We start from the raw sequence: 19012 nt of genomic DNA, 5'->3' as shown, positions 1-19012 counted from the left end.
GATCAGCACGGACTCGTCATCGACGTGGTCGAGATGGGGCGGGGAGCTGGCGAGTAAGCGTTGCTGCTAGACATTGGAAACCCTGCGGGCCTGCGCAGTGCACTGCAAGACTGACAATGAGTCTTGCGAAGGAAAGAGGTCCGTCGTGAACAAATCAGCGATAATCACGCTGTCTGCGGTGTCCACACTGAGCGTTTTCATGTCGGCGTGTTCGTCAGGAGGCGACGACTCCGGTGCCACAGTGTCCGCCACCTCGTCGAGCGCAGCCTCAAGTGCTGGAACGCCCGAATCATCCTCGACTGCGCCTTCCGCCTCTGTTTCTGCACCTAATGCCCAAGGGCGAGTGGAAAAGCAGATCGGTGAGGTTGCCCGCGTGACACATCCCGACGACACCAGTGCCGATCTATTGCGGTTCAGCCTGGACAGTATCCGTACTTCGCCCACCTGTACCGAGTCCGGTGGCGGTACCACCAAAGCCTCCGAGGAAGGTTCGTTCATCTTCGCCGATGTCAGCTTCGAGACATCCGCAGACTACGACACCTATCAATACCAGGGTGAGAACGTGGCGCCGGCGATCAACGGCATGATGAACCCTGCCCGCTGGGGCGGTGTTGACGCTGACGGGACTACTGACACCGATATTTACCCAAGCTCCGTCTTCACCTGTGACGAGGCAGAAACGGATGGTTTCAGTGATGCATACGCTCCGTCGTCGAAGTACCGTGGAACATACGTCTTCGAGGCCCCACCCGGCCTAAAAAGTGTCTTCTTGCCCGCACCGTCAGGGCGTAACGGGTGGGAGTGGATGGTGCCCGCGGTACAGTAACGATCCGAGCTGAGACTTATGTTCATCAGCTATGTGGATGCAGTGGTACAGCTTCGCCGATTGTCATCACTTTTGCTTATTCCCCCTAGTTAGCTTCCGTTTGGATGCGACGCGACTTGTTTTGTTTTGTTCCGGCCGGTGCGTCAGTAGTTGCTCAACGGTTGTGTCGGTGGTGCGAGATCCTGCACAGTTCCGAGTGACAGGTATGCGCGCTCGCAGTGTGACCTGAACGCGAACGAGGCATCTTGGACGTCAGCGAGTAACAGATCGCGTCCGTCGTACGTTATTACCTCCTGTGAAGCGTGTTCTGATTTCCGTCTTACTTGCAGCGGTATGTGTGTCGGCGTGCGGAGACTCCGACGATGTGGGCTCGGCGGAATCAACGTCCGTGTCGGCGACACGGACGGCCGCCCTTCCCGCTGCGTCGACAACGAGTCCGTTGCCGACGCTCTCCGACGTCAGCGCTTCGGTAGAGGTAGACGCTCTCGGGCCTTCGCCGGCCCCGATAGAGCCGGAGGAGTATTCAACGTACGAGTCGCAACTGCCAGCCACGCAGGCACCCGCTGCACCGCAGATCGCGTCGCCCCCGCTCGAGCAGTCGCCGCCGATCGAGCAAGCGCCGCCGGCGTACACGCCCGCCCCGAGCCCCACCCGATTCACTCCGGATCCGAACGGACCCTTCGCGCGACGCGTGGTCGTGGGCGCATCATGCTCGGCCGGTGACGCCCCCGGCAACGCAGGTGGATTCGTCGCCTATTGCGGGCCGGATGACAATCAGGACTACCCGGGCAATTACGTCTGGACGAGAACTAACGAGCCGTATATTTACTGACGCCTCCGGCGGCGAAGAGCGTCACGGACTTCGCTAGTACATTGAAATACGTCGCGCTCACGGCTTGGGCGCGTCGGTCCGTACCCCCTCCGGATGCCAAGAGGCAATGAGATCTCCTTGTGCAATGATTCGAAAGCCGCTAAGCCGACGGACGCAGACCAGAAGTTTCTGATCGACACGGCGAACGCGGGGCGGACTCTCAGTTGGCCACCGGTGTGGACCTCGGCATGGCCACCATTGGGGACCTTCCTCTTGGCCATGGACAAGTTGTCAGCGGCTGGACATCCAAAAGGACAGTCTCAAATACAGCTGCCTCAGAATCCAGATTTGGGAAGCCCAGTCGACCTAGATTCTCAGCCGCTTCACACGTCCAAGCGCACTTCGACGGCACGAAAAGGATGGGCGATGCCGGGGCTGGAGTTGCTCACGTAATCGACCTCGACTTGCTGCCCGACCCGTAGCTCGAAGTTACTTGTCCCGTAAACGTCGACGATGGAGAAGGACGTCATCCAGCACCCGCCCGCAATATCGGGCGATTCGAGGACACCGAATCTGCCCTCACGATTCCACGACTGCACGGTAGCGGCCGTCGTGCGCACGTCCGTATAAGGAAGCGGCATTTGCACGAGCATTGCTGCTCGGGGAATCAAGGTAGCCGGATCGAGGACCGCCGACCAGTAGCCTGAGTCGACGTTCAGGTGCAGACTGAGTGCAGGGCCGCCTCTTTCGGCAACTTGCAGGAGCTGTAGTCGTTCTCTGACATCCGTTCGTATATTTGACGGAGGTCGTCGATTTCAGTGACGTGGTGTTCGCGTATGGCACTGTTCTTGATCAAGGTCAGATGAAACCGTGAAAGTGCCGGTGTCGATATGTTTCTCGCAGCAGCCTCGACCAGTTCGATGACTCCCACGAATCGTTGAGGCGGCGGGGCCGGAAATCCGCGGAAAATTCCGTCGTCGTCGTCGGCGCTGTCCGCGAAGGACTCGAAGTCCATGTTCGCGATCGACAGGTTGTTCTCGACGCTGCACATCTCGGTCGGGATGACCCGAAAGGTTTTGCCGCGCGGTCGTTCCGGATAGTCAGGCCCGGTGTAGACGGCGACGATGGGCATCTCCGGGTTGGTTACGGTCTCCGCATCGACGAGAAAGGCGTAGTAAGGCGGTGGGTCGCCGACCAGGTCGAGGAGACCGTCGACAGTCAACCCGTCGTAGTCGCGGTTGTCGATGCAGGTGAGGTATGCGGCGAACTCCGTACCGTCACCTTGCGGAACAGGAGCCATTGCGGCGACGGCGATGTTGCGCCAGGAATCGTCGTCGGTGAAATCGGTACGGATCAAGAGGGACTCGCCGTCGAGGTGGTTTGTAAGTACTTCACCGGTTCCGAGGGTGGCGAGCAATTCCTTCTCTCGGCGGTCAGATTCTTCGGCGGCGAGTTCGGCGTTGATGTCCGCGGGGTCACGCTCGGGCGGTTCGACGGGGACGATCGATTCGACAATGCGTGCGCAGTCGTTGGGATCGATCTCCTGGTAACTGCGGATCTCGTAGGTCCACTCTCCGAGTGCCTGTCGATATCGTTCCGGTGTAACGTCGTTCGGCCATTCGAGGGTGTGCTCGCCGATCGCGGTCACCCAGCGGCGCAGTGTGAACTGGGGTGAGTGTCCACTGATCGACAGACTCAGTTCCCCGGTACGAGGGTCCCCGGACAGCGACTGCGTGTTCGTGGTGATCGGCAGCCATGTCGGCAGTGCCTGCGGGATTTCGGCGAGCGCACGTTGGCGTTCCTCGTGCTCACGCTGATGCTGTGCGATGTCGTCCTCGACGGGCCGTGACGGACCGGTCCAGATGAACAGAGCGGGGTCGAATTCGGCATCGAGAGTGGGTTTTTCGAGTTCCATCCACTCATCACCGCGTTGCCACCGGACTGCGACGCCGAGTTCGGCGTCGAACACGTAGGTGACCGGCTCGTTCGCGTGCTCGTCCCGGGCAGTGACTTCCCAGCCGGCGCGGCCGCGAACGGTCACAGCGCGGGGTGCGCTGGGGTGGGCGAATCGCTGATCGTCGAATCCACGAAGCGCGCTTGGCGGAAATGCGTCGTATGCCCGGAGCAGTACGGACGGTTGGCTGGCACCCATCACCGCGTACATGGTGTTCGGTGATTTCACAGCGTGGACCATGATGTCATCTGCACCGAGTGACCAACGGTCTGTGGGGTTTTCGATGAAAGTCGGCTCGCCCGCTTCGTTCTCGTATCGCCACGTTGAGTCGGGGGTGTGGAGGACTCGTTGTTGTGACCCGTCGGGTCGGTGAACGATTGCTTGGACGTTCCGTCCCATGGTGCTGTAGTTCGACCCTCGGATCTGTTCCCATGTAGGACCCATGACCAGAACGTACCCGACGGTCCGACCCACATGTTGGGGTTGTCGCTAGCCTGCCCATAGCAGTCCGTCGTAGATCATCCGACCGTACGTTTCGTGAACAACAGCCGTACCGAACTACGTCGGGCGACTCGATCACAGGTGAATGCCGACGCGCTGGTCGGGCTGCATAGTGAGCAAGGTGAGTGCGCGGTGGGTCGGTAACGCTGATCGTAGGCGGCCCCGGGGTATCTTCTCTCACCATGCCCGCATTCACCGATCTCCTCGTGGCTTGTTCTGCGGATCCGCGCGTGAGGGGTAGGCAGTTCGAAGACCTGTGCATGTGGTTCCTGGCGAACGATCCCCAGTATCGCAACGTCCTCCGACGTGTCTGGTTGTGGGACGACTGGCCTGGACGGTGGGGTGCGGACGCGGGCATCGACCTGGTTGCGGAGGATCAGGAGGGGCGGCTGTGGGCGGTTCAAGCCAAGGCCTACGGCGCGCAATACTCCGTCACTAAGGCTGACGTGGACACGTTCTTGTCCGAGTCCTCTCGGAAAGAGTTCTCGTTTCGGTTGTTGATCGCCACGACCGACCGGCTCAGCCCCAATGCGCGGCGTACCATCGACGCCCAGGAGAAGCCGGTCGGACTGCTGGGCCTCAGCGATCTTGTCACGGCAGACGTCGCGTGGCCGCCCGACCTCACGTCGTTGCAACCATCCCCACGACCGAAACCTGCTCGGCCACACGACTATCAACGTGAGGCAATTGATGCTGTGGTCGCAGGGTTCGCCGCCGCTGATCGCGGGCAACTGATCATGGCGTGCGGGACTGGAAAGACGCTCACGGCGCAGTTCATCAGCACGGCGCTCGACGCGCAGCGCACGCTGATCTTGGTCCCGTCACTCTCTCTCCTGAAGCAGACGATGCGGGTGTGGCAGACACAGGCACCAGTCGAGTTGCTGCCGGTGTGCTCCGACCAGACCGTGTCACGTACCGAGGACAGCCCGATCGAGAACGTGAGCGAACTCGGCCTACCGGCTACGACGGATCCCGTCGGTATTGCTGAATTCTTGCGCAGGCAGTCCGGCCCCCGAGTCGTCCTGTGCACTTATCAGTCCTCCTCACAGATTGCCGAAGCGTTCACGCTCGCCGACGTGCCACCATTCGACTTGGTGATAGCTGATGAGGCGCACCGTTGTACCGGTCAGCAGTCGTCGCCTTTCTCGACTGCGCTCGACGGCACGCGGATCAAGGCGGACCGCCGGCTTTTCATGACCGCCACACCCCGGTACTTCACCGGGCGAATCATCAAGGTCGCGAACGATGTTGATCTCGAAGTCGCCTCGATGGACGACGAGACCATTTTCGGAAAGGTATTCCATCGACTCGGGTTCAGCGAAGCGATCAGCCGTGACCTTCTCACCGACTACCAGGTAGCTGTCGTCGGGGTCGACGACGCCACTTTTCGCAATTACACGGAGAACGGCACTCTCGTGGCCCGCCCGGGCGCGGACGTCACGGACGCACGTTCCCTCGCCGGTCAGATCGGGCTGGCGAAGGCGATGCGCACGTACGACCTTCGGCGAGTCATCAGCTTTCACTCTCGGGTGGCTCGTGCCCGGACCTTCGCCGCCGAGATGCCCTCGGTGATCGAGTGGATGCCGGACATCGAGCGCCCGTCCGGAAGTCTGTGGTCGACCCACACATCGGGGGAGATGTCAGCCGGCGCGCGCCACGTCTTGCTCCAGCAGCTCACTCACCTAGGGGACGATGAACGCGGCCTGCTGGCCAATGCCCGGTGCCTCGCCGAGGGGTCGATGTGCCGACGCTCGACGGCGTCGCATTCATCGACCCACGCCGCTCCGAAGTCGACATCGTCCAAGCGGTCGGCAGGGCAATCCGGAGAGCCGACGACAAGGCAATCGGCACCATCGTCATCCCCGTCTTCGTCGACGGCGACGCGGATCCCGAAGCAGCACTCAATGATTCCGCGTTCAAGCCGGTGTGGGACATCATCAAAGCGTTGAGGGCACACGACGACGACCTGGCCGAGCAGATCGACACGCTTCGCCGCGACATGGGCCGACTCGGGCGCGCACCGCGACTGCCGGACAAGATACACCTCGACATGCCCGTTCAAATCGGCGAAGACTTCGCCCGAGCGTTCGATGCCCGACTCGTCGAACAGACGGCGCAGCCATGGGATTTTTGGTTCGGACTCCTGGAACGGTACGTGGATGAGCACGGAGACGCGGCGGTACTGCAGACGCACACTGTCGACGGCCACCGACTCGGTACCTGGGTCTCGATACAACGCACCCACAGATCGAAGGGCCGCCTGAGCGCAATTCGGCAACAACTTCTCCAAGCCCTACCGCGATGGAGCTGGGACCCCAAGGCAGATCAGTGGGAAGACGGATACCGGCACCTCCGCGAATACGTCATTGTGCACGGTACTGCCGAGATCCGCGACGACTACGTGTGCGACGACGAGTACCGCCTCGGGAAATGGGTCGGTAAACAGCGCAGCAAATGGTCCGCCGTCCAGACTCATCGCAAGGAACGGCTCGAGGAACTTCCCGGGTGGACCTTGGATGCCCGAACCGCTCTGTGGGACAAGTCGTTCACAGCGCTTGCAAAGTACGTGCAGGAGCACGGCCACGCAAATCCCCCGAGGGGCTTGTCCGTCGAGGGCATCGATATCGAGACATGGGTGCGGCGTCAGCGAAGTAAGTGGGACGAGTTGACCGAGGAGCGACAGGAACGCCTGCAGGTTCTTCCCGGGTGGACGCTCAATGCCGTCGAGGAAAAGTGGAATACGGGCTACCGGCATCTCGTGACTTACGTCGAGAAGTTCGGCAGTGCAGAGGTTTTGCAGTCGTACGATGCTGACGACGGTTATGCCTTGGGCAAATGGGTCAGCGTTCAACGCCGTACATGGGACAAGATGACTGCGGGGCGGCGTAACAAACTCGCCGAGCTCCCGGGCTGGACATTGGATGCGAGAGGGGGCTGGTGGGAGGAGTGGTTTACCAGCCTCGAGGCGTACGTGGCGGAGCATGGAGACGCACGAGTACCAGGCTCCTATGTCACGGCAGATGGTGCCAAACTCGGCGGGTGGGTGAGCAATCTCAGGTCGACGTGGGACTCGTTGGCTGACGAGCGACGTAAACGGCTCGAACGACTTCCTGGATGGTCGCCGAACACACGGGATGACTCGTGGGAAAACTGGTTTCGGCTGCTCGAAGTCTATGTGGCGCAACACGGGACGGCTCGTGTTGCACAGGCATACGTGACCGAAGACGGGAAACGTCTCGGATCCTGGGTGGCCAATCAGAAAACGAAGTGGCAAGCCTTGAGCGGTGAGAAACAGCAGCGGCTTTCGAATATCACAGGGTGGGCGCGCAATGTTGCGGATACTCAGTGGGAGGAAGGTTACGCGCACCTCGTTGCGTACGCCGAGGAGAATGGCGACACCCTGGTGAAGGCAAGACACGAAGTAGACGGCTTCAAACTGGGTCAGTGGGTCGTAACTCAGCGAGCACGGTGGGACTCGCTCCCCGAGGAGCGGCAGGCCAAGCTGAGGGCAATTCCCGGGTGGACCGTGTCAGTTCACGACACTCGCTGGGAAGAGGCATACCTACAACTCAAGCACTACGTCGACCAGAACGGTCATGCGAGCCCGCCTCAGACCTACGCAAACGTTAGCGGGTTCAAACTTGGTACCTGGGTTGCCGGGCAACGTCAGGGCAGGGCCAAGGGTCGGCTCAGTGAAGACCGTTGCAAACGGCTTGCGGCGCTATCCGGTTGGGTGTGGAACGCCGTACCCCGGTCCCGCAACTAACTCCGTTCACCCGTTCGATGGTTAGCCGTTGCCCCACTTCCAGCCCGGCAAAGACTCCAGTTTTGCTGATCGCTCGGCTTTCATGTTGTCCCTCCCACGCCACTGCTCCCGAACCCACCAGCCGAGTTTCACGCCTTGTTCTATGTGTTCGTCCGGGGGCTTGATGCGCCCTTCGCGGGCGACATATTGCTCTAGCATCTCGAATTTTTGGTTCCAGATGTGATCGCTTTTTGTGCCCCAGAACCAGCCGGGTATGGCTTCCAACTGAGCTTGTCTGTCAGAGTCGAGTCTTGTGTGCTCACGCCGACGAAGCCTGGCCCATTGACCGATCTTCAGGCCGTCCTCGACGAAGTCGACCGGAACGTTTGCATGGCCTTCCCTTCGTGCGTAGGAACGCAGCAGCTCAAGGTGCTGCGTCCAGGAGTCATCGTTGGCGTTCCAGGTCCATCCGGGCACAGATTCCAATCGGCGTCTTCGGTCCTCAGTCATCGCGGTGCGGTTTGTCCGTTGCTCGCCGACCCAGACCCCCAGGTTGACGTCGGCGGCAACAAACCCGCGAGGGACCCTAGTGTGCCTTTCACGCTCGGCAAAAGCGGTGACCGCGGCGTACCCCCGTTCCCACGCTTCGGCGAACGGATCCCATGACCATCCTGGTACCGCTTCCAGCAGGTCCCGGCGTTCCTGCGTAATGTCGGCGCGGTTGGCCCGTTGCTCTCGAACCCAGCTGCCGATGTTCGCCCCATCTTCCTTTAAGCCTTGCGGAACGAGAGCATGTCCTTCTCGTCTCTGATACTGCTTGAGCAGTTCGAGCTTCTGCTGCCACATCGCGGCTCGTGCGTCCCACACCCAACCGGGCAACGACTGCAGACGCTCCCGGTCGTCTTCGGGTAAGTCATCTCGATTCTTCCGCTGGACGGTGACCCATTTTCCGAGCCGGTAGCCGTTCTCCGCGTGGTTGTTGGGGACGCGTGCGTGGCCTTCGCGTGAGACGAAAGTCAGAAGAATCCCGTATCCGCGGTCCCATTTTTCGGTCTGTGGCGTCCAGGACCAACCCGGCAGAGCCTCCAGGAGCGCTCTCCGAGCTGCGGACATCTCGTCACGGTGGGTTCGCTGCGACGCAACCCACTGCCCGAGCCTCACACCATCCACGACCAAGCGCGGAGCAGGCTGCGCACGTCCCTCTCGCTCGGTGAAGGTCCTCAATGCCTGGTAATTCTGAGCCCAATTGACTTCACGGGTGTCCCACACCCAACCCGATAGTGCTTCGAGCTCCCGTGTCCTTTCTTCAGGCAACTCACCTCGTTTGTACAGACCACGCTGTGTCGCAACCCAGCTCCGGAGGTTGAAGTCACCGACCGCGTATGGAAAAGGAACGTCGGCGTGGCCATGTTCGGCTACGAAATTCTCCATGAGTTGAATCCATGTAGTCCATTGATCTGCCAGTACGTCCCACGTCCACCCGGGGAGTCGATCCAGCGCGGACCGCCTGTGGTCGCTGAGGGTCTTGTTAGTCAAAGCGGTCCGTTGGACGCTCGCCCATTGCCCGAGCGCGTACCCGTCGACGACGTAGTCGACGGCCACCCTTGAGGTGCCCTTGTCTGCGGCGTATTGCTCCAGCATCCCGTACCAGAAATGCCAGGGGGCACTTGTCTTCTCGATTAAACGAACATCGAACGCGTCGACGAATGCCTTCCCGACGGTGTGCGCCACGTCCAGGTGAATCTTATTCGGAATGCATGCGCGCCCACCTGTGCGGCCGAGTTCGCGGCGCATCTCGTCGATCTGCTCCGCCATCTGTTCGTCGTGAGAGCGCAGAGCAGTAACGACACGCCAGACAGACTTGAATGATGAATCTTTGAGCGCGGTTTCGGGATCCACAGCGGTGTCGATGAATACCGGAATGACAATGGTTCCGACGGTTTTGTTCTCGGCCAGCCGAATTGCCCGCCCGACGGCCTGAACGATATCGACCTCCGAGCCCCTCGGGTCGATAAAGGCGATGCCGTCGAGGGTGGGGACATCGACGCCCTCGCCGAGACATCTTGCGTTTGCAAGTAATCCGCGCTCCCCATCATCGAGGTGGCGAAGTCGTTGAAGGCGGACATGCCGTTCGCCGGACGACATCTCGCCCGAGGCGAACCCGGTCCACAATGTTCCCGGGGGCCGCTGCTCCGCGGGCATCCATTCGAGAATTTCGGGCATCTCCGCCGCGAACCGCTTGGCGCGGAGCACACGGGAGTGGAAAGTGATTACGCGGCGAAGGTCATATTTTCGCATCGCCTTCGCAAGTCCGATCTGGCTCGCCAGGGTTCGCGCGTCGGTGCTCTGGTCCTCCCGCCGGATCAGAACGCCGTTGGTCGCCCACTCACGAAATGTCGAGTTGTCGACCCCGACGACAGCGACTTGGTAATCGGTGAGTAGTCCGCGTTGAATGGCTTCTCCGAAACTCAGACGGTGGAAAACCTCCCCGAATTTCGTGGCGTCGTCCATCGACGCGACTTCCATCTCCGAGCCACGCGCCGCCGTCAGCACTCGTCCGGTGTAGTAGCGCGGTGTCGCCGTCATGAACAGCCGCCGGCGGGCTCCGATGGCGTTCGAGTCGAGAATCGTTGCGAATACGGTTGATTCGTCGCCCGCGACACGGTGACTCTCGTCCGCGATGGCCAGGTCAAAATGCGGGACTTGTCCGAGGGCGAATGCTTTCGCGATCTGCGGCGAGGACTGATACGTCGAAAACACCACACGTGGCCCACTGCGCTGAAGGAACTCGGCGATCTCGGCGGGGTCGTTCTGAACTGGCAGGCACAGTTCGCTGGTGTACGCCAAGGCTGCGTCGTCCTGGGTGACGGTTTCATCGGAGCAGACTGGTAGCGCCTCGAACGGTTCGGTCGCGTTCGTCCTCCATACCGCCATCGTCTGCTTCAGCAAGGACAAGGACGGCAGCAGAACCAAGGTTCGCTGCGCGTGGAGTTCCTGCTTGATGAACAGGGAGGTGAGTGTCTTTCCTGTACCGCACGCCATGACGAGCTGACCACGATCGGCGTTCTGGAAGCCGTCTACGACGTTGTCGACAGCTTCGGTCTGGTGATCGCGGGGTACGGCCGGGGGTGGTGGTGGGATGGCTTGTAGGAGGTCCGGGGACTCCGCCCAGTCGATGTCGGCAGTTTGGAGGTCGGCAAGGCCGATCAAGCCGACCGGTTTCTCCTGGGCGTCGATAGTTCTCCGTGCGACGTGGTGTATCCGGTCGGTGGTTGCGACGAGGAGGCGATAGTGGAACCACCTCCTGGACGACTCGGACAGGAATTTGTCGACGTCGTTCTTCGTGACGGCGCGATCCGGGGCATACGCCTTCGCCTGTACCGCCCAGAGTTTTCTTTCGTTGTCTTCGACCACGAGGTCGATACCGGCGTCGCTGCCCCATCTGTGCTCCCAGTCGTCCCAGAGCCAGACAGTGCGAACAGTTTGTCGGTAGTACGCGTCGTTCTCGAGGTACCACTTGCAGATGAGTTCGAACTGTCTGCCCCGGATGTGGTTGTCCTTGGAGAGGTTGCCGCACAGGGTGGCGAATGTGCCCATCCTGGAGACGTTAACCGTCCTTGCCGACCGGCTCGTTTCCTTCACGGGTTTGACCCGAAGCTAGAGCTCGCGATCAGGCGCGCACCTGCGCCTATACGAAGCCACTTTGGCGCACGTGAGCAAATCCGGTGGGCGTGACAGCTCTGTAGGTGCGTGTAGGTGAATGCGCTCGGACTGGGCGGGTGATGGCCGGGCTGAGGTGCAGGGGTGGAATCAGTGTCGGTTCTCTAGGCTTCGAGCCTACGTACCCGACACTTGACGGAGGTGACTGCGACGACGAGCGATGTGCGACGCCGTCAGGCCGGGTTACCTCCCGAGTTTGCGCGACTTCCGATGCGGATGGTGCGGGCCGCGACGGCCGCCGATGTGTATGCGTACCTGCGCGCCGAGCTCGCGCGGCTGACGGATTTGGGTTTGCTGCACCGGGTAGCGACGGGCTTCTACGTGGCGGTGCCCGACGATCGGGTCGGAACCGAGTGGATGCCGGGTTTGGAGGCAGCGACGCCCGGTATCTCGGCTGCTGCCTATGGCCGCGATGATGCGGTGGTGATGGGTGTCAGCGCTGCCCGGTTGCACGGGGTGATTCCGCGGGCGTTGGCGACGGCTGTGGTGGCTGTGTCGGCGCGACATGATCCGATTCGGTTGGCGGATCGTCAGGCGGTGGTTCGGTTCGTCGTGCGCGACACGGCGCGTCTGGATGCGGAGCGCATCGATACCGAGTTGGGTCCGGTATTGGCGACTACTGCGGAGCAGACGGTGTTGGATCTGGTGAACGTCCGGGGCTCGGTGACGCGGAGGGTGAGGTGTTGTCGGCGGTGGAGCAGTTGTATCGGCAGTGCGATCCCGAGGTGTTAGCCGAGATCGCCGATGCTCAAAAAATGAGAACGACGTTGGTTCGGCTGCAACGCTCATCGGGCGAGTATGGCGACTTCCCACGTCACCCACCGCTCTGGGATTTCAGTCGCGCCGGACCTGTCCCTTCTGCGAAGTTGGAGAACCAGCCAGTGCAAAACGGCGGCGTGGCCCAATGCCGAAGTCTGTCGTACGCATGTTCTACTGTCGCGACAGCAGAAACTAGAAGAGACCCGGAGGACGCCAGATGTCGTTGATGGAAGTTGAGACTGGGCCGGTTGACCTCTTAGGTCTGGCTTCTTCGGCTTTTCACCACCCCATCAGACTTCAATCCCCTGTGAAAGTCGCTGGGCGCGAGCTGTTTCCGACTGAGGTTTTTGATACTTACTGGAAATTTGCAGCCACTAGGCAGAAAGTGTACGAGCGACGTATAGCGGGTCTCCCAGGCCCGTGGACCGACGACTCGATCATCTCCGAGCATCGCTTTACCAACTGCTTCCGCGCCTCCGACCGAGTGAGTCAATTCTTGATCAACAATGTCATCTACGAAGGGGCTCAGGATCCGGAAGAAGTAGTTTTTCGTATCTTGCTTTTCAAGTTTTTTAATAAAATATCGACCTGGGAATTGTTGCAGAGCGAACTGGGTGCTCCGACTCGAGAAAAATTCAGTATCGTTGAGTACGATAGGGTGCTGTCAGCGGCCATGTCTGCAGGGAAGAAGATATACTCGGCGGCTTACGTAGTACCGCCTCCGAAAATGGGCGAAGTCAGGAAGCACAAGAATCACCTCCGGTTGCTTGAGCGCATGCTCGACGATTCGATCTCCGACCGGCTGCAAGATTGTGCCGAGATGCAGGATGCTTTCGGTGTTCTGAGGTCCTACCCTGCAATGGGAAATTTTCTTGCTTACCAATTTTTGATTGACATTAACTATTCCGAAGTGCTTGACTTTGACGAAATGGATTTCGTAGTACCTGGACCTGGTGCGCGAGATGGATTGCGAAAATGCTTCGGTGACAGAAGTCGAGGTATCGAGGCTGAAATAATTCGATATATGTGTGACTCGCAGGATGAGCACTTTGCAAGACTGGGTCTCGAATTTCGAGGTTTGCAGGGTGCTCGTTCTCTGCAGCTTGTCGATTGCCAGAATCTATTTTGCGAGGTCGACAAGTATGCACGCGTGGCTCATCCCGATATCGAGGGATACTCTGGTCGCTCGCGGATCAAGCAAAAGTTTGTCGCTGCAAGAGCACCGCTAAATCCTGTATTCCCACGTAAATGGATGCTCGACGAGCGCACGTAGTCGTATTTGAAGAGATATATCTTATTCTAATCGAGTGGAAGTCCCTCCAGGTATCTGCGGACTCTCTGCCGAGAGACGTCTACGTAAGCCCTGCCAGCCGTGACCGTCAAGACTCCGGGCTTTAAGCCCGTCTGGTCTGCGATGTATCTCTGAAGACGTGCGAGACCCAAGTAGTTGCCGTATCCCTTAGAGATGAGGTACTCGTACCTGTAGTGAGCCAGGAGGTGCAGGTGCCCATCGCCGATCTGAAATCCTAGGGAGGATAAGCACGGAAAGCCGCGCAATGAAACATCCGTCCCTGGGGTTTGGATTCTCACAGTGTATTCGTGATCATCTTGGTCATCAGGAATTGTCATTTCGTAGCTGCTACTCATAGTTCCTGGTTTTTCCAGTTGATTGACAATCCGGTCCTTGATGGATAGCAGCTGGTTTACCTGACGTTTGGTGTCGTAGGATACCATGCGCCCGAAGTATGTGCCATGACTATTTCCAGGAAACTTCTTTATTGATGGATACATTGATAGGTACCGACTTGAGAGGTTCTCCAAATCAGTTGTTTTCGCTGATAGTTTCTCCGGAAAGATTGTATTCGATACTGTTTCGATGCCGGGAAGTTTCACGTCTTGCAAGAGTTGGTTGGCAGCACGGCGGAGATCTCCATTCTCAGCCGTCGGATCCGAGATCCTAGTTACTGTGTGAAACATTTTGCCTTCAGGTGTCGACTCAACCATCCGGACTGTCTCGCGCCATGCAGTGGCGATGTCGGTGGCACAAACCATCGACTCGGCAATTGGTGGCATCATAATGCTCCTCTGTACAGTCCCGATTGGGTTTGCGTTACGTGGACGCCCACCGTCCAGGCCGGTCCGGAAATTGAGTGTGCGCGTAGCGCGATCGTGCTGCAGTCAAGTGGGCTAACCTGGAAGCCAATATGCTCAGGTCTCGACGGAGAGTCTGATGATTTGGGCGTTAGTGATGCAAATTCAGCAGGAGCAGTCAGCTCCACACGGGCTGCGTGTACGAGCAAACGGTCGTGAGGCTGTACCCGGACGATCGTGCCCGCCATTGCTGGTGTTACTAGTGCGACATCGTAGCGGCGGCTGGCGGGTTTTTCGAACTCGTGATCTAGTATTTCTTTAATTCGACTTAGTGAAGCGTGTGACCACCTTTCTGCTTGTTGTTTAGAGATAACTCTAAGGTTGGGCAGGTGGTTGACAGTCGTGCGGTACGGCGTTCCAAGAATTTGAGAAATTCGGTAGACGTCGACAGGAGCAGAAATTTTGGATAAGCCAATCTTCCTGACGGTCTGCAACACCAACCGTCGGGGCATCAGGAACCATGCTGCGAAAGACTCTGCAAGTTTTTCCTGGTCCGGCCAATCTCGTCCTTTTTTGTCCGGCATGTAGTCCTGGATCGGGTCATGTGTAATATCAATTGTGCTGCCGTCCTCGACGGAGGTGGTGTGGTTGAGGAAAAGGTGGCCCAGTTCGTGCGCTGCGGTGAAGCGTTGGGCGGCATACGGTAAGCCGTTGTTTACAAGAATTCCCGGGGTCGATCCCGGTTCGTTCAGATATGCGCCGAAGAGGTGAGGCATCTGTTGCCACATTAAGTGCGCCCCCGCGCGGTGGATTGATTGGGCCACGTCGACGAAACCGGCGGTCAGGTCGACCTCAAGGGTAGCGTGAGCCCTGCTTGCGGCTAGATGAGCGATCTCATGGGCGGCCCTCCATGTAAGCACACTGTTTCTCCACTCTTGCTGTCTTGCTCCGACAGGAAACTGCAATAAGTTGCTTTTTGTAATTGGTTGGACGTTGCCCGATTTGTACACTACTGCTCGCCCGGGCGGCGTTTTGCTTGCGCGGAGAACCGTAGAAATTCGGCAAAACGCACGACCTCGTTTCGGTCTTGTTCTGTCAAGTCAGTGACGGCGCGGGCGAGAGCCACCACTTCGATGTTGCTTTCATCGGGATCGTCACCTAATAGATAGGAAACCGGGTACCGGTACAGTTTCGAGAATTTCCGCAGTTCCAGGCTGTCTACCTTGCGCTGCCCCCGCTCGATATCGGAGATCGCAGATCGTGGGATTCCTGTCGCTCCAGCCACGTCCTGCTGTGACAGGTTGAGGTATTCCCTAACTTCTCTCAGTCTGTTGCCGAGATCTTGCCATTGCTGCTGCGATGTGGGCTCGGTCATGCCGACTGCCTGTCGGCTTGCAGTTCGACAGCCGCCAGCACGAGGGTTGCGAACGCGGTTACGGATTTCATCGCTTTTGCGGTCTCGCCGTTGAGCTTCAGCGACACGCCGTAAAGCTTTTCGATCGTTGCTAGGACCTCCACTGCAAGAAGTGAGTCGATCGGTAGGTCAAGACCGGCAGCTTCTAGCTCAGCCCGAAGCTCGTCGGGGTCTTCGTCATTGTCCAAAGCGATCGCGTTGATGATGCTGTCCTGGATGTCCTGTCGGCCATATGACACGGTATCTCCTTGTCGGGTTTGCAGACGGTCATGTCTGATGATAGAACATTCCTATAAAGCAGACAACATGTCGGATTATTCGGAAGGCGTGCCGTGCAGATCAACGACTACCAAGAGAGAGCCCAACGCACCGATCAGCGGCCAGGTGACGGACTCGCCGATCTGGCGGTACATCTTCTAGGGCTCGCCGGCGAAGCCGGGTCGGTAGCTAGCGAGTACAAGAAGTACCTGAGAGACGGCGACAAATTCGCGTTCTGGAAGTCGCGGATGCGCGAAGAGTTAGGCGATGTGATGTGGTACGTCTCGGCCATCGCAACCCACCTTGGTCTTGAGCTCGACGAGGTCGCCCAGGCTAACCTCGAAAAGACCAGGTTGCGATGGTCCACGGCGGGTATCGACACTCTCGATCAACGCTTCCCCCTTGCCGAGCGATTGCCGACGTCTGGGACTTACGAGTTTCGCCCGTCCATGACGCCTGGAGGGCGCCGCACCAGTTCGACTTGGTTTGAGGGTCGTCAGGTGGGTTCCAAGCTCACTGATGCGTCAAGTATCGACGACGGCTATCGGTTTCATGATGTATTCCATCTTGCCTACGCATTCCACCTCGGCTGGTCTCCTGTAACTCGTGCGCTGTTGGGCCGAAAGCGACGCAGTGATCCCAACGTAGACGAGAACGAGGATGGTGGGCGCGCCATGGTGATAGAGGAAGGAGTGGCGGCGCTGGTGTTCGCCTACGCAACCCAGCACAACATGCTGGACGGGGTGACACGTCTCGACCAGCGATTGTTGGACATGATCGAAATGCTGGCCGGCGCGACTGAAGTTGGAGTGCGAGGGCAAGGCGATTGGGAACGCGCAGTGCTAGCGGGGTTCAAGGCGTTCCGGACCCTCAACCAAAATGACGGTGGACGTGTCGATTTCGACATCGGAAAGGCGACTTTCGATGCGCAACCCCTTGCGTGAAGTGGCGTCAGTCAGGTTCGAGATGTTTCTTGAGCGCCCTATGGGGCGGAGTCACGAATACTACTGCTGAGCCCCAATCGTGTAGCTGGATGCTCGTGGTCGCGGTCGACGATAAGGTTCATGCAGGTTAATCCGATAGATGAACGACCTAGCGAGAGATTGATATGCCAACCAGTACGCCTGATGGACGGCGACCCTCAGAGCACGACTGCGATCGAATCTTGTACTAAGATGAGCTGCGCCGATTAGGTGGAGTGACGCAGGTGGTCGCAGTCGGAGAAACGCCCCTCTTCCATACGAGGCTGACCCACACTCTGAAAGTTCAGCAGCTCGCAAGGCGATTGGCAGAGCACTTCGATCGTGATCCGGCACAAACTGACGCGATAGCAAGGCTAGGTGGAATCGATGCGGCTGCCGCCGAAGCTGCTGGACTTGCCCACGACCTTGGGCACCCACCGTTCGGACACGTCGGGGAGGAAGTTCTCGACGGGTTGTGCCAAGCCCACGGCCTCGATGGATTCGAGGGCAACGCACAAACTTTCCGTATGCTCACGAAACTGGCCTCGCACGACACGGTGGCACACGGACTCGGGATCAGCGCTCGAACGCTGTGCGCCGTGATCAAGTACCCGAACCTCCGGGCGCCCAAGGGGCCGGGTGCGAAGAAGTGGAACGCATATCCCACCGAACGCATCTCATTCGATCGAGCCAGGGCGGAGTCAGGCTTATCAGAAGGCGAACGAAGTCTGGAGGCAGCAGTGATGGATTGGGCGGACGACGTCACCTACGCGGTGCATGACCTTGAGGACTTCATTCGTGCTGGGCACATCCCAATCAACGCACTGCTCGACAACCCGGCCGAGATGAGGCGGTTTTGGGACGCATCTTGGCCCCGAGTGTCGGGCAAGGTGCCGACAGCGGATGAGGAGGAGGTGTTCGAGCGGTTTCGCAGCATGTTCGAGCTGGCGTTCTCCGAGGTCCCGGCTCCACGAGACCCCGGCCGCACAGACGGGATTGCGGCCGGAACTCGCGTCATGATTGGTTCGTATATATCTGCTGCACGCGTGGGGGATCGGAGCGAGCCGCTTGAAGTATTACCCGCGCTACGGGCGGAGGTCGAGGTGTTCAAGCAACTAACCTGGTACTACGTGATCCACGACCCACGACTCGCGAGTCTGCAGCAAGGGCAGCAGACAGTGCTCAAGACTCTCTTCAGCAGGCTGTATGCGTGGCTGCTTGAGGCAACGGAAGACGGCCAGCTCTACAGGCTGCCACCCCGGCTCCGCCGAGTTCACGAATTGACCGATGCAGAGGAAGGGGCGGGCTGGTACACGAGCGGCCAGCAGAAAGCCGCGCGGGCCGTTTCCGACTACATCGCCGGGCTTACCGAGCAGCAGGCGCTTGACCTTTCCCAGAGGCTCACCTCGCCGCGCAGTCAGTCTGTACTAGATCCGTGGATGGTCTACTGACGCAGGACCAGCTGCCGATCCGGGGTCAGTTCGATTGCCCCTTCTCGAATGAGACCCGTCACCGCTTTGCTGCTTAACGGTCGCGACGCACCCTTTTGTTGTAGCAACTGAAGCAGCCGGGCGACCGTCCTATTCTGTTCCCGCAGCTCGTCCAGTGCGGCTGCGCGGACGTCGTCGACGGTCAGGTTGCGATCAAGCGTCTGCATCATGCCTTCCATTATGCTTCGAGTTGACGAATCGGGCGACCCGATTCGCTCCCGCTGTCGCCGAACAGCCGCCACTCCTAGCCTCGGCGGACGCGTCTAAGGATAGACGACGGCTGTGACACCTTCGCCCCGCGAGCCCCTGGCGTGTTCCGGGCCGATGCGCCACTGGAAGCTCCTTCAGTCGCGGGATCCTGGCAATGTTGTCGTCTGGTTGCACCCGCACCCATGATCTCGTTTTGAGCGAATCGGCGCGAAGCCGTGGTCTGCGGCACCTTGTTGAACAAACTGTCGCGAGCGTTCGATAGGGCCACCTC

General features: G+C 59.4%; 15 protein-coding genes. 7 read left to right on the top strand and 8 right to left on the bottom strand.

All coding sequences use genetic code 11. From position 1 onward, the window contains the following. The first annotated feature begins 145 nt into the window (after positions 1–145). On the top strand, positions 146–826 hold the full coding sequence (locus tag CH283_RS18360) for a hypothetical protein (protein WP_141215270.1): 681 nt from the start codon (positions 146–148) through the stop codon (positions 824–826). Between the two features lie 1194 nt (positions 827–2020). Here CH283_RS18360 and CH283_RS18355 read toward each other — a convergent pair. After that, positions 2021–2278, bottom strand: a complete 258-nt coding sequence (locus CH283_RS18355) for a hypothetical protein (RefSeq protein WP_141215269.1) — start codon at positions 2276–2278, stop codon at positions 2021–2023. Positions 2279–2352: 74 nt separating this feature from the next. After that, positions 2353–3819, bottom strand: a complete 1467-nt coding sequence (locus CH283_RS18350; RefSeq protein WP_141215268.1) for a DUF6924 domain-containing protein — start codon at positions 3817–3819, stop codon at positions 2353–2355. Between the two features lie 503 nt (positions 3820–4322). Here CH283_RS18350 and CH283_RS28790 point away from each other — a divergent pair. Together CH283_RS28790 and CH283_RS18340 are read left to right on the top strand one after the other, a co-directional pair. Then, complete coding sequence (locus CH283_RS28790) at positions 4323–6041, top strand: restriction endonuclease (RefSeq protein ID WP_176460584.1); 1719 nt, start codon at positions 4323–4325, stop codon at positions 6039–6041. A 50-nt stretch (positions 6042–6091) separates the two neighbouring features. After that, positions 6092–7858 carry a helicase associated domain-containing protein gene (locus CH283_RS18340; RefSeq protein ID WP_369597654.1) on the top strand — a complete coding sequence of 589 codons (1767 nt, stop codon included), beginning with the start codon at positions 6092–6094 and terminating at the stop codon, positions 7856–7858. A gap of 21 nt (positions 7859–7879) precedes the next feature. On the opposite strand, the gene CH283_RS18335 is transcribed toward CH283_RS18340, so the two are convergent. Continuing rightward, positions 7880–11479, bottom strand: coding sequence for a DEAD/DEAH box helicase (locus CH283_RS18335; RefSeq protein WP_141215266.1), 3600 nt, complete (start codon positions 11477–11479; stop codon positions 7880–7882). Positions 11480–11698: 219 nt separating this feature from the next. Between CH283_RS18335 and CH283_RS18330 the strand changes: the two genes are divergently transcribed. Both CH283_RS18330 and CH283_RS18325 read left to right on the top strand, forming a co-directional pair. After that, positions 11699–12289, top strand: coding sequence for a type IV toxin-antitoxin system AbiEi family antitoxin (locus tag CH283_RS18330; protein ID WP_255183258.1), 591 nt, complete (start codon positions 11699–11701; stop codon positions 12287–12289). A gap of 244 nt (positions 12290–12533) precedes the next feature. After that, positions 12534–13589, top strand: coding sequence for a nucleotide kinase domain-containing protein (locus CH283_RS18325; RefSeq protein WP_217901122.1), 1056 nt, complete (start codon positions 12534–12536; stop codon positions 13587–13589). 26 nt (positions 13590–13615) lie between these two features. Here CH283_RS18325 and CH283_RS28050 read toward each other — a convergent pair whose 3' ends face one another. From CH283_RS28050 to CH283_RS18305, 4 genes are all read right to left on the bottom strand, one after another. Next, positions 13616–14389, bottom strand: a complete 774-nt coding sequence (locus tag CH283_RS28050) for a hypothetical protein (RefSeq protein WP_141215265.1) — start codon at positions 14387–14389, stop codon at positions 13616–13618. Then, a complete protein-coding gene (locus tag CH283_RS18315; protein ID WP_176460315.1) occupies positions 14389–15183 on the bottom strand; it encodes an ImmA/IrrE family metallo-endopeptidase in 795 nt (264 codons plus the stop codon). Before CH283_RS18315 ends, CH283_RS28050 begins: the two co-directional genes overlap by 1 nt. Positions 15184–15416: 233 nt before the next feature. Further along, positions 15417–15782 (bottom strand): helix-turn-helix domain-containing protein, encoded by a 366-nt coding sequence (locus tag CH283_RS18310; protein ID WP_094638228.1) that lies wholly within the window; start codon positions 15780–15782, stop codon positions 15417–15419. After that, complete coding sequence (locus tag CH283_RS18305; protein ID WP_217901121.1) at positions 15779–16060, bottom strand: hypothetical protein; 282 nt, start codon at positions 16058–16060, stop codon at positions 15779–15781. Before CH283_RS18305 ends, CH283_RS18310 begins: the two co-directional genes overlap by 4 nt. A 93-nt stretch (positions 16061–16153) precedes the next feature. On the opposite strand from CH283_RS18305, the gene CH283_RS18300 reads away from it, so the two are divergent. Both CH283_RS18300 and CH283_RS18295 read left to right on the top strand, forming a co-directional pair. Further along, the gene (locus CH283_RS18300; protein WP_094638227.1) at positions 16154–17023 is read left to right on the top strand and encodes a nucleoside triphosphate pyrophosphohydrolase family protein; all 870 of its coding nucleotides are present in this window, start codon (positions 16154–16156) and stop codon (positions 17021–17023) included. Positions 17024–17277: 254 nt separating this feature from the next. Further along, the gene (locus tag CH283_RS18295; RefSeq protein ID WP_179275562.1) at positions 17278–18492 is read left to right on the top strand and encodes a deoxyguanosinetriphosphate triphosphohydrolase family protein; all 1215 of its coding nucleotides are present in this window, start codon (positions 17278–17280) and stop codon (positions 18490–18492) included. On the opposite strand, the gene CH283_RS18290 is transcribed toward CH283_RS18295, so the two are convergent. Further along, positions 18486–18701: a hypothetical protein gene (locus CH283_RS18290; protein ID WP_094648549.1), complete on the bottom strand. Its 216-nt coding sequence runs from the start codon at positions 18699–18701 to the stop codon at positions 18486–18488. The two genes, CH283_RS18295 and CH283_RS18290, sit on opposite strands and share 7 nt — an antisense overlap. Between the last annotated feature and the right edge of the window lie 311 nt (positions 18702–19012).

This window comes from Rhodococcus sp. 05-2254-2 (assembly GCF_002259095.1).
Classification (GTDB): domain Bacteria; phylum Actinomycetota; class Actinomycetes; order Mycobacteriales; family Mycobacteriaceae; genus Rhodococcoides.
Note: the sequence above shows the minus strand (reverse complement) of the source record. Positions and strands in the feature narration are given on the sequence as shown.